An 11,135-nucleotide genomic window follows, 5' to 3' on the forward strand; every position below is an offset into this window, starting at 1 on the left:
GCAGTCGGCCGGTAACCGGGTTGGTCTGCTATCCACTGTCGTGCATAATCATGCACCGTGAGCACAGGGCAGACGTGGACGGTCGGGGTCACCGGCGCCACCGGCTACGCGGGCGGTGAGGTGTGCCGGTTGCTGGCTGCGCACCCGAACCTCCGCCTGGCCGGGGTGCACGCCAACTCGAGCGCCGGCCGACGCCTGGGCGAGCTCCAGCCCCACCTGACGCCTTTTGCCGAGATGGTGGTCCAGTCCAGCGACGCGGCGTCGCTGGCCGGGTACGACGTCGTCGTGCTCGCGCTGCCGCACGGCGAGTCGGCGGCGATCGCCGCCCAGCTCCCTGCCGACACCCTCGTCATCGACTGCGGCGCCGACCACCGGCTGGACGACCCGGCCGCCTGGGCCCGTTGGTACGGCGGCGAGCACGCCGGCGCATGGCCCTACGGGCTCCCCGAGCTCCCCGGTCAGCGGGAGCAGCTGGCCGGCGCGCGCCGGATCGCCGTGCCCGGCTGCTACCCGACGTCCGTCACGCTCGCCCTCGCCCCGGCGCTGGCGGCCGGCCTGGTCGAGCCCGACGTCGTGATCGTTGCGGCGAGCGGCACCTCCGGCGCCGGCAGGAAGGCCTTGCCGCACCTGCTCGGCAGCGAGGTCATGGGGTCGGTCAGCGCCTACGGCGTCGGAGGGGTGCACCGGCACACCCCGGAGATGATGCAGAACCTCGCGCAGGTCGCCGGGTACCCGGTCAGCGTCAGCTTCACGCCGACGCTCGTCCCGATGAGCCGGGGCATCCTGGCCACCTGCTCGGCCCGGCTCACGCCCGGCACGGACGCGGCCGCAGCCCGGGCGGCGTACGAGAAGGCCTACGCCGACGAGCCCTTCGTCCAGCTGCTGCCGGAGGGCCAGTGGCCGACGACGGCCGCGGTCCTCGGCGCCAACACTGTGCACCTGCAGCTCGCCGTCGACCCCGATGCCGACCGGCTCGTGGTCGTCGCGGCGGTCGACAACCTGACCAAGGGCACGGCAGGCGCCGCTCTGCAGTGCGCCAATCTCGCCCTCGGCCTGCCCGAGACCACCGGCCTGCCGGTCGTAGGAGTCGCGCCATGACCGTCACCGCGCCCAAGGGCTTCTCCGCCGCCGGCGTCGCCGCCGGGCTCAAGTCCAGCGGCGACCCCGACGTCGCCGTCGTTCTCAACCACGGTCCGGACGACGCCGCGGCCGCTGTCTTCACCACCAACCGCTTCCCGGCCGCTCCGGTGCTCTGGAGCCGGCAGGTGCTGGCGGGCGACCGGGCGCGGGCCGTCGTCCTCAACTCCGGCGGGGCCAATGCGTGCACCGGCGCAGCGGGCTTTCAGGACACCCACGCGACCGCCGAGCACGCGGCCGCCGCGCTGGACCTGGGCGCCATCGACGTCGCGGTCGCCTCCACCGGCCTGATCGGCGTCCGGCTGCCCATGGACAAGCTGACCGCGGGGGTCACCGCCGCGGTCGCCGCGCTCTCCGAGGACGGCGGTGCCGACGCCGCCCGCGCGATCATGACGACCGACTCGGTGCCCAAGACGACGGTCCAGCAGCGGGAGGGCTGGAGCGTCGGCGGCATGGCCAAGGGCGCCGGCATGCTCGCGCCGAGCCTGGCCACGATGCTCGTCGTCCTCACCACCGACGCCGTCGTGCGACCCCAGGTGCTGCAGACCGCGCTGAAGACGGCGACCAGCCTCTCCTTCGAGCGGGTCGACTCGGACGGCTGCCTGTCGACCAACGACACGGTGATCGTGCTGTCCAGCGGTGCCAGCGGCGTCACGCCGAGCACCGAGGACTTCACCGAGGCGCTCACCGCCGCCGCGACCGACCTCGCGATGCAGCTGCTCGCCGACGCGGAGGGGTCGACGAAGGACATCGCGATCACCGTCCGCAACGCCGCCGGCGTCGAGGACGCCCTGACCGCCGGCCGGGCGTGCGCGCGCAACAACCTCCTCAAGACGGCGCTGTTCGGCAACGACCCCAACTGGGGCCGGGTGCTCGCCGCGATCGGCACCACCGACGCCGCCTTCGAGGCCGACCAGGTCGACGTGACCATCAACGGCGTCACCGTCTGCCGCGGCGGCGCCATCGGCGATCCCCGCGAGGGCGTCGACCTCAGTGGCCGCGCGATCACCATCGAGGTGGATCTCCGCGCCGGCACCGACGAGGCGACGATCTGGACGAACGACCTGTCCATCGCCTACGTCCACGAGAACTCGGCGTACTCCACATGAGCGAGACCCCGGCCGACGGCCAGAATGGCCATCCCGGCCATCAGGAGAACGGCCCCCAGGACCCCACGCCGCCGGACGTCCGGGTCGACGAGCCGTCACCGCAGCCGCGGCTGCCGAAGCAGGTCGGCACCCGCCGGGTCATGCGCACCTACGACCCCGAGGGGGACGCGCGGAAGGTCGCCGTCCTCACCGGCGCGCTGCCCTGGCTCAAGGAGTTCCACGGCAACGTGGTGGTGATCAAGTACGGCGGCCACGCGATGGTCGACGAGGTGTGCCGCCGGGCGTTCGCCGAGGACATGGTGTTCCTCCGGACCTGCGGGATCCTGCCCGTCGTCGTGCACGGCGGTGGCCCCCAGATCTCCTCGATGCTCGCGCGGCTCGGGATCCCCAGCGAGTTCCGCGGTGGGCTGCGGGTGACCACCGAGCAGGCCGTCGACGTCGTCCGCATGGTGCTCGTCGGCCAGGTCGGGCCGGAGGTGGTCGGTCTGATCAACGAGCACGGCGGCCGTGCCGTCGGGCTGTCAGGGGAGGACGGCGGGCTGTTGACCGCCGCGCGCACCCAGGCGGTCGTCGACGGCGAGCCGGTCGACATCGGGTTCGTCGGCGAGGTCGTCTCCGTCGACCCCACGCCGGTGCGGGCGCTGCTGGAGGCCGGCCACATCCCGGTCGTCTCCGGCGTCGCCCCCGACGCGACCGGGCAGCTGCACAACCTCAACGCCGACACCGCCGCCGCGGCGCTCGCCGTCGCGCTGGGCGCGGTCAAGCTCGTCGTCCTCACCGACGTCGAGGGGCTCTACGCCGACTGGCCCGACCGCGACTCGCTGGTCGAGCAGATCGACGCCCGCGAGCTGGCCGAGATCCTGCCGGCGCTCGATGCCGGGATGGTCCCGAAGATGGCCGCCTGCCTGCGGGCGGTCGAGGGCGGGGTGAAGCGGGCGACCGTCGTCGACGGCCGCATGCCGCACGCGCTGCTGCTGGAGATGTTCACGACCGAAGGCACCGGGACGATGGTCGTCCCGGCCGAGAAGAGCCCCATCGACGAAGGCAGGGAGGCAGCACCATGACCACGCACACCGAGGAGCTGTCGGCCCGCTGGTCGGCCGTGATGATGGGCAACTACAAGGTGCCGCCGGTCGCGCTCGACCGTGGCGAGGGCGCCACCGTCCGGGACGTCGACGGGCGCGAGTACACCGACCTGCTCGGCGGCATCGCGACGACGATCCTCGGCCACGCGCACCCGAAGGTCGTGGAGGCGATCACGGCCCAGGCGAACAAGCTCGGGCACGTCTCCAACCTGGCGATCCACGAGCCGGGCCTGCTGCTGGCCGAGAGGCTGCTCGACCTGGCCGGCCGGCCGGGCAGGGTGTTCTTCTGCAACTCCGGTGCGGAGGCCAACGAGGCCGCGTTCAAGATCAGCCGGCTCACCGGCCGGCCCGAGGTGGTCACCGCGGTGGGGTCCTTCCACGGCCGGACCATGGGCGCGCTCGCGCTCACCGGTCAGCCCGGCAAGGCCGACGCGTTCGCCCCGCTGCCGGGGGGTGTGCAGTTCGTGCCCTACGGCGATCCCGATGCGCTGGCCGGCGCGGTGGGGGAGCGGACGGCGATGGTGCTGCTCGAACCGATGCTGGGGGAGGGCGGCGTGCTGCCGGCTCCGCCCGCCTACCTCGCGGCGGCTGCCTCCGCAGCCTCCGGGGCAGGCGCGCTGTTCGCGCTCGACGAGGTGCAGACCGGGATCGGCCGGACCGGCTCGTGGTTCATGCACCAGGCCGACGGAGTCGCTCCCGACGTCATTACCCTGGCCAAGGCGCTCGGCGGCGGACTCCCCATGGGCGCGACCCTCGCCTTCGGGGACGCCGCGGAGCTGCTCGGTGCCGGCTCGCACGGCTCGACGTTCGGCGGCAACCCGATCGCCGCCGCCGCCGCGCTCGCGGTGCTCGACACCATCCGGGACGAGGGGCTGCTTGAGCGGGCGAAGGAGCTCGAGCACCGGTTCACCGCCGGGATCGAGGCGCTCGGGCACGCCGGCATCAGCGGGGTGCGGGGGAGGGGTGCGCTGCTCGGCGTCGTCCTCACCACCGACGTCGCCGCCGCGCTGGAGGCCGAGCTGCGCACCGCCGGCTTCCTCACCAACGCGGTGGCGCCCGGGGTGCTCCGGCTCGCGCCGCCCCTCGTCCTGACCGACGCGCAGGTGGACGCGTTCGTCGCCGCCCTGCCCGCCGCGCTCGACACCGCACTGGAGACAGCACCGTGACCCGGCACTTCCTCAAGGACGACGACCTCAGCCCGGCCGAGCAGGCCGAGGTGCTGGCCCTGGCCGCCTCGCTCAAGAAGACGCGGCACACCGCCGAGGCCCCCACCCCGCTCGCCGCGCCGAACGGGGTGCCCCGCGCGGTCGCCGTCCTCTTCGACAAGCCCTCGACCCGCACCCGGGTCTCCTTCTCCATCGGCGTCGCCGAGCTCGGCGGCTATCCGCTGGTCATCGACGCCGCCGGCAGCCAGCTCGGGCGCGGCGAGCTGGTCGAGGACACTGCCCGGGTGCTCGACCGGCAGGCCGCCGCGATCGTGTGGCGGACGTTCGGGCAGGACCGCATCGAGGCCATGGCGTCGGCGAGCCGCGTGCCCGTCGTCAACGCGCTCACCGACGAGTACCACCCCTGCCAGATCCTGGCCGACCTGCAGACGATCGCCGAACGCAAGGGCGAGCTGGCCGGGCTGACGCTGACCTACCTCGGCGACGGCGCCAACAACATGGCGCACTCGTACCTCCTCGGCGGCGCGACGGCCGGCATGCACGTGCGCATCGGGTCGCCGGAGGCGTTCCAGCCCGACGCCGCCGTCCTGGAGCGGGCTTCGAAGATCGCCAGCGATACCGGGGGCTCGGTGCTGTGGACCGCCGACCCGGCAGAGGCAGCGGGCGGCGCCGACGTCCTGGCCACCGACACCTGGGTGTCGATGGGCCAGGAGGGCGAGTACGAGGCACGGATCGCCCCCTTCCTGCCCTACGCCGTGGACGACGCCGCGCTGGGCCGGGCCGCTGACGGCGCCGTCGTACTGCACTGCCTACCGGCGTACCGGGAGAAGGAGATCGCCTCGTCGGTGATCGACGGGCCGCAGAGCGCCGTCTGGGACGAGGCCGAGAACCGGCTGCACGCCCAGAAGGCCTTGCTGGTTTGGCTCTTGGAGCACTCGTCATGACGGGCCCCCGCCCGGTTGCGAGCCCCAAGGGTCTCGCGCGGCTCCTGGAGTGCGCATGACGACGGCCCTCACCAGATCGGCCAGACAGGCGCGGATCGCCCAGCTGATCGAAGGGCAGCCCGTGGCGTCGCAGACGCAGCTGGCCGCCCTGCTGGCCGAGTCGGGCATCGAGGTCACCCAGGCCACGCTGTCGCGGGACCTCGAGGAGCTCGGCGCGGTCAAGCTGCGCGGCTCGGACGGCGCGCCGGCCAGCTACGTGCTCCCTCCCGAGAACGCACCGCTCCGACCGGCCCAGGCCGCGCCGGCGCGGCTCACCCGGCTGCTGGCCGATCTGCTGACCCACGCCGAGGGGAGCGCCAATCTCGCGGTCCTGCGCACGCCCCCGGGCGCCGCGCAGTTCCTCGCCTCCGCCCTGGACAAGGTCGGGCTCCCCGACGTCCTGGGCACGATCGCGGGGGACGACACTCTGCTCGTCGTCTCCCGGGACCCCGACGGCGGGCAGGCGCTCGCCGACCGCCTGCGCGCCCTCGCCGAGGGCACGCCGGCCATCTACCCCGAACTGAAGACCGACCTGGAAGAGAGTGCACCGTGAGCGAACGTGTCGTCCTGGCCTACTCGGGAGGCCTCGACACCTCCGTGGCCATCGGCTGGATCGCCGAGGAGACCGGCGCCGAGGTCATCGCCGTCGCAGGCGACGTCGGCCAGGGCGGTGAGGACATGGACGTCATCCGCCAGCGGGCGCTCGACTGCGGCGCGGTCGAGTCGATCGTCGCCGACATGCGCGACGAGTACGCCGACGAGTTCTGTCTCCCCGCGCTGCAGGCCAACGCCCTCTACATGGACCGCTACCCGCTGGTCTCGGCGCTGTCCCGGCCGCTGATCGTCAAGCACCTGGTGGCCGCCGCGAAGTACCACGGCGCCTCGATGGTCGCCCACGGCTGCACCGGCAAGGGCAACGACCAGGTGCGATTCGAGGTGGGCATCGGCGCCCTCGGCCCGGACCTGCAGGTGCTGGCCCCCGTCCGCGACTCGGGCATGACCCGCGACAAGGCGATCGCCTTCGCCGAGGAGCGCGGCCTGCCCATCGCCACGTCGAAGAAGTCCCCGTACTCGATCGACCAGAACGTGTGGGGCCGGGCCGTCGAGACCGGCTTCCTCGAGGACATCTGGAACGGCCCCATCGAGGACGTCTACGAGTACACGCAGGACCCGGCCATCGCCCGGGAGGCCGACGAGGTCACCATCGGGTTCACGGCCGGCGTGCCGACGTCGATCGACGGCAAGCCGGTCACGATGCTCCAGGCGATCGAGCAGCTCAACGCCCGCGCGGGGCTGCACGGCGTCGGGCGGCTGGACATGGTCGAGGACCGGCTGGTCGGCATCAAGAGCCGCGAGGTGTACGAGGCGCCCGGCGCGATCGCCCTGATCACCGCGCACCAGGAGCTCGAGGCGGTCACCGTCGAGCGCGACCTCGCCCGCTTCAAGCGGACCGTGGGCCAGCGCTGGGCCGAGCTGGTCTACGACGGTCTCTGGTTCTCCCCGCTGAAGCGGGCACTGGACGCGTTCGTCGCGGAGTCCCAGCAGCACGTCACCGGCGAGATCCGGATGACCCTGCAGGGCGGCCGGGCCACGGTCACCGGACGGCGCAGCGAGGCCTCGCTCTACGACTTCAACCTCGCCACCTACGACACCGGCGACACGTTCGACCAGGGCCTGGCCAGGGGCTTCGTCCAGCTGTGGGGCATGCCGTCCAAGCTGGCCGCCGCCCGCGAGCAGCGGCTCGGCGGCGGCGCGTGACGGAGGCCAATCCACCAGCCGCCGGTCCCGGCATCCCCGCCGAGGCCAGCCAGACGCGGCTGTGGGGCGGCCGCTTCGGCGGCGGCCCGTCGCCGGCGATGGCCGCCCTCTCCAAGTCCACGGACGTCGACTGGCGGCTGGCGCCCTACGACCTGGCGTCGTCGCGCGCGCACGCCCGGGTGCTCAACCGGGCCGGGCTGCTCACCGATGACGAGCTCGCCGCGATGGTCGGCGCGCTCACCGAGCTCTCGGCCGAGGTCGCCGCGGGCACGTTCGCGCCGATCGAGGCGGACGAGGACGTGCACGAGGCGCTCGAGCGCGGGCTGCTCGAGAAGCTCGGCCCGCTGGGCGGGAAGCTTCGCGCCGGCCGCAGCCGCAACGACCAGGTCGCGACGGACCTCCGCCTCTACCTGCGGCACAACGTCCGCGCCCTGGTCTCGGAGCTGTCGTCGCTGGAGTTCGCGTTGCTCGGGCTGGCGGAGCGGTACCAGGACGTCGCGGCGCCGGGCATGACCCATCTGCAGCACGCGCAGCCGGTGCTCATCGCCCACCAACTGCTGGCGCACGCCCACTCGATCGCCCGCGACGTCGACCGGCTGCAGGACTGGGACAAGCGGACGGCGGTCAGCCCGCTGGGCGCCGGTGCACTGGCCGGCTCCTCGCTTCGTCTGGACCCCGACGCGGTCGCGGCCGAGCTCGGCTTCGACCGGGCCGCCGACAACTCGATCGACGCCGTCAGCGACCGGGACTTCGCCGCGGAGTTCTGCTTCGCGGCGGCACTGCTCGGCGTCCACCTCTCCCGGCTGGGGGAGGAGGTCGTCCTCTGGACGTCGACCGAGTTCGGCTGGGCGCGGCTCGACGACGCCTGGGCGACCGGGTCGTCGATCATGCCGCAGAAGAAGAACCCCGACATCGCCGAGCTGGCGCGGGGCAAGTCGGGCCGCTTCGTCGGGAACCTGACCGGCCTGCTCACGATGCTCAAGGGCCTGCCGCTGGCCTACGACCGCGACCTGCAGGAGGACAAGGAGCCCGTCTTCGACTCCCTGGAGCAGCTGATGCTCCTGCTGCCGGCGGTCACGGGCATGGTGGCGACGCTGACCCTGCACCCGGAGGTGCTGGAGGCCGCCGCGCCGCAGGGCTTCGCGCTCGCCACCGACGTGGCCGAGTGGCTGGTGTCGAACGGCGTCCCCTTCCGGTCGGCGCACGAGATCTCCGGGGCGATGGTCTCGTTCTGCGAGGAGGCCGGGCTCGAGCTCGACCAGCTGGACGACGACCAGCTGGCCGGCATCGACGAGCGGCTCACCCCCGCCGTCCGTTCGGTGCTGTCTGTGCCGGGCGCGCTGGCGGCCCGGAAGGCCCGCGGCGGGACGGCGCCGGAGCGGGTGGCCGAGCAGATGACGGCACTCAAGGCCCTGGCGGTGGCGCACGCCGACTGGGCGTCGTCCTCACCCGTGGCTGGGGTGCTCCAGGAGATGGCGCTCTGAGTGCTCTTCCCGACCCCGACCGGCCCGGGCCGGGTCCGCTCCTCACCAAGGGGGACCTGCTCGGGCCGGTCGACGTCGTGGCGCCGTCCCTGCTGGGGTGCTGGCTCGTCTCCGACCGGCCGGAGGGGCGGGTTGCGCTGCGGCTGACCGAGGTCGAGGCGTACTCGGGGGACGGGATGGACCCGGCTGCGCACTCGCATCGTGGTCCAACGCCACGCGCCGCGATCATGTTCGGCCCGCCCGGCCGGCTCTACGTCTACTTCAGCTACGGCGTGCACTGGTGCGCCAACGTCGTCGTCGGGCCGGAGGGCCGGGGACAGGCGGTGCTGCTGCGGGCCGGTGAGGTCGTGGAGGGGGAGGAGCTCGCGCGCACCCGCCGGCCCACCGCGCGCGTGGCGCGAGATCTCGCCCGGGGACCCGCACGCCTGACCCAGGCGCTGGCCATCGGACCGGACGACCTGGATACCGACCTGCTGTCGCCGGCCAGCTCCGTGCGGCTTTATCGGGGCCCGGCGCCGGCGGCGATCACGGCCGGCCCACGCGTCGGCATCAGCCTCGCGACCGACCTGCCGTGGCGATTCTGGGAGCACGGCGCAGCCTCCGTCAGCGTGTTCCGGGCGGGTGGGAAGCCTCGCCGTCGCACCGCCGGGCAGGATGGACTCCCGTGATTGACGTGATCGACGATCTGCACCGCCGTGGGCTCATCGCCCAGAGCACCGACGAGGCCGCGCTGCGGGCTTCCCTCGCGGAAGGTCCGATCGCCTACTACTGCGGTTTCGACCCGACGGCGCCGAGCCTGCACGTCGGGCACCTCGTCCAGCTCATGCCTCTGCGGGCCCTGCAGCGCGCCGGTCACCAGCCCGTCGTGCTGGTGGGCGGTGCGACGGGGCTGATCGGCGACCCGCGCCCGACCGCGGAACGGCAGCTCAACGATCCCGGCACCGTGGCCGGCTGGGTGGACAGCATCCAGCGGCAGCTCGCGCCGTTCCTGGAGCGGCCCGCCGAGACCGACGGGCTGCAGGGACCGATCTACGTCGACAACCTCGAATGGACCGCGAAGCTCTCGGCGATCGACCTCCTCCGCGACCTCGGCAAGCACTTCCGGGTGAGCAAGATGCTGGCGAAGGAGGCGGTGTCGGCCCGGCTCAACTCCGACGCGGGTATCAGCTACACGGAGTTCAGCTACCAGATCCTCCAGGCCAACGACTACGTCGAGCTGTTCCGGCGGCACGGCGTGACGCTCCAGACCGGCGGCTCCGACCAGTGGGGGAACCTGACCGCGGGGATCGACCTGGTCCGCCGCGTCGAGGGCGCCTCCGTGCACGCGCTCTCGACGCCGCTGGTGACCAGGTCCGACGGCACCAAGATGGGCAAGTCCGAGGGCGGCTCGGTCTGGCTCGATCCGTCCCTGACGTCGCCGTACGCGTTCTTCCAGTTCTGGCTCAACGCCGACGACGCCGACGCCCGGACCTGGCTGCCGCTCTTCTCCGAGCGGCCGGCCGAGGAGGTCGACGCCCTGATCGCGGAGAGCATCGAGCGCCCGGCGGCCCGGACCGCCCAGCGGGCACTGGCCGAGGAGCTCACGCTGCTGGTCCACGGCCCCGAGGAGCTCCGTCAGGCCGAGGCGGCCGGGCGCGCCCTGTTCGGCCGGGACGACCTCGGCTCCCTGGCGGCGGAGACGCTGGGGGCAGCGCTTGAGGAGGCCGGAGCCCTGCGGGTGGACGGCGACGTGCCCTCGGTGGCCCAGCTGCTCCAGCTCACCGGCCTGGTGGGCAGCCTGTCGGAGGCGCGCCGCACGGTGAAGGAAGGCGGGGCCTACCTCAACAACGAGCGGGTGACGGACGCCGACGCCGTGCCGGCGGACGACGCCTGGTTGCCGGGCGGCTGGCTGGTCCTGCGGAGGGGCAAGCGCTCCATCGCCGGGGTCCAGCGGACGGGGACCGCGGGGGCCTGACCTTGCCCTCCGGGGACATGACGAGCAGGTGTCCGGAGCATGCCGGGCGCGTGTCCGGCGTCACCTGGCCCCCGGTTTGACACGGGCCCCGCGACGGACGTAACTTTCTCTCTGCGCCGCGCGAGACCCCGTCTGGGGCCAGCGGGCAGACCCTGCGGGGCCTGACCGTTGTGCGGTGTACAACGAGACATCGCCTCGGATGAAGCCCGTCAGGGTGGACTTCGTGTGCGTCCGCTCCTTGAGAACTCAACAGCGTGCCGAAAGTCAGTGCCAAGTAATACCCCGTGCCGGGGCCTTCGGGTTCTGGTTTGGGATTCCTTTGGTTGATTGATATCGAGAGCGTCCAGTTCTCGGTTCTCGGCCTGTGATCGAATCATCTACGGAGAGTTTGATCCTGGCTCAGGACGAACGCTGGCGGCGTGCTTAACACATGCAAGTCGAGCGAGCCCCTTCCTTCGG

General features: G+C 72.9%; 10 protein-coding genes and 1 rRNA gene. All 11 read left to right on the forward strand.

Translation table 11 applies throughout. From position 1 onward, the window contains the following. The first annotated feature begins 57 nt into the window (after window positions 1–57). Window positions 58–1,098 carry an N-acetyl-gamma-glutamyl-phosphate reductase gene (gene argC, locus E4P39_RS11100; RefSeq protein ID WP_135136566.1) on the forward strand — a complete coding sequence of 347 codons (1,041 nt, stop codon included), beginning with the start codon at window positions 58–60 and terminating at the stop codon, window positions 1,096–1,098. After that, window positions 1,095–2,246, forward strand: a complete 1,152-nt coding sequence (gene argJ / locus E4P39_RS11105; protein WP_135136567.1) for a bifunctional glutamate N-acetyltransferase/amino-acid acetyltransferase ArgJ — start codon at window positions 1,095–1,097, stop codon at window positions 2,244–2,246. The genes argC and argJ overlap by 4 nt, the downstream gene beginning before the upstream one ends. Then, the gene (gene argB / locus E4P39_RS11110) at window positions 2,243–3,310 is read left to right on the forward strand and encodes an acetylglutamate kinase (protein WP_209306481.1); all 1,068 of its coding nucleotides are present in this window, start codon (window positions 2,243–2,245) and stop codon (window positions 3,308–3,310) included. Before argJ ends, argB begins: the two co-directional genes overlap by 4 nt. Continuing rightward, the gene (locus tag E4P39_RS11115) at window positions 3,307–4,497 is read left to right on the forward strand and encodes an acetylornithine transaminase (protein WP_135136568.1); all 1,191 of its coding nucleotides are present in this window, start codon (window positions 3,307–3,309) and stop codon (window positions 4,495–4,497) included. The genes argB and E4P39_RS11115 overlap by 4 nt, the downstream gene beginning before the upstream one ends. Continuing rightward, window positions 4,494–5,441 (forward strand): ornithine carbamoyltransferase, encoded by a 948-nt coding sequence (gene argF / locus E4P39_RS11120; RefSeq protein ID WP_135136569.1) that lies wholly within the window; start codon window positions 4,494–4,496, stop codon window positions 5,439–5,441. The genes E4P39_RS11115 and argF overlap by 4 nt, the downstream gene beginning before the upstream one ends. Before the next feature lie 55 nt (window positions 5,442–5,496). Continuing rightward, window positions 5,497–6,033: an arginine repressor gene (locus E4P39_RS11125; protein WP_135136570.1), complete on the forward strand. Its 537-nt coding sequence runs from the start codon at window positions 5,497–5,499 to the stop codon at window positions 6,031–6,033. Beyond that, entirely contained in the window at window positions 6,030–7,238 is a 1,209-nt protein-coding gene (locus E4P39_RS11130) for an argininosuccinate synthase (protein WP_135136571.1), read from the forward strand. The genes E4P39_RS11125 and E4P39_RS11130 overlap by 4 nt, the downstream gene beginning before the upstream one ends. After that, window positions 7,235–8,722 (forward strand): argininosuccinate lyase, encoded by a 1,488-nt coding sequence (gene argH, locus E4P39_RS11135; RefSeq protein ID WP_245159769.1) that lies wholly within the window; start codon window positions 7,235–7,237, stop codon window positions 8,720–8,722. The genes E4P39_RS11130 and argH overlap by 4 nt, the downstream gene beginning before the upstream one ends. A 56-nt stretch (window positions 8,723–8,778) precedes the next feature. Continuing rightward, window positions 8,779–9,390, forward strand: coding sequence for a DNA-3-methyladenine glycosylase (locus E4P39_RS11140; RefSeq protein WP_280790848.1), 612 nt, complete (start codon window positions 8,779–8,781; stop codon window positions 9,388–9,390). After that, on the forward strand, window positions 9,387–10,676 hold the full coding sequence (tyrS, locus tag E4P39_RS11145; protein WP_135136572.1) for a tyrosine--tRNA ligase: 1,290 nt from the start codon (window positions 9,387–9,389) through the stop codon (window positions 10,674–10,676). Before E4P39_RS11140 ends, tyrS begins: the two co-directional genes overlap by 4 nt. 376 nt (window positions 10,677–11,052) lie before the next feature. Next, a 16S ribosomal RNA gene (locus tag E4P39_RS11150) occupies window positions 11,053–11,135 on the forward strand; the annotation flags it as partial.

Origin of the sequence: Blastococcus sp. CT_GayMR19 (assembly GCF_004570385.1) — a bacterium.
Taxonomy (GTDB): Bacteria; Actinomycetota; Actinomycetes; order Mycobacteriales; family Geodermatophilaceae; genus Blastococcus_B.

Coding starts and splice junctions, on each gene's coding strand:
- E4P39_RS11115 (WP_135136568.1), top strand. CDS start 3,307: ATGACCACGCACACCGAGGAGCTGTCGGCCCGCTGGTCGGCCGTGATG.
- argB (WP_209306481.1), top strand. CDS start 2,243: ATGAGCGAGACCCCGGCCGACGGCCAGAATGGCCATCCCGGCCATCAG.
- argJ (WP_135136567.1), top strand. CDS start 1,095: ATGACCGTCACCGCGCCCAAGGGCTTCTCCGCCGCCGGCGTCGCCGCC.
- E4P39_RS11125 (WP_135136570.1), top strand. CDS start 5,497: ATGACGACGGCCCTCACCAGATCGGCCAGACAGGCGCGGATCGCCCAG.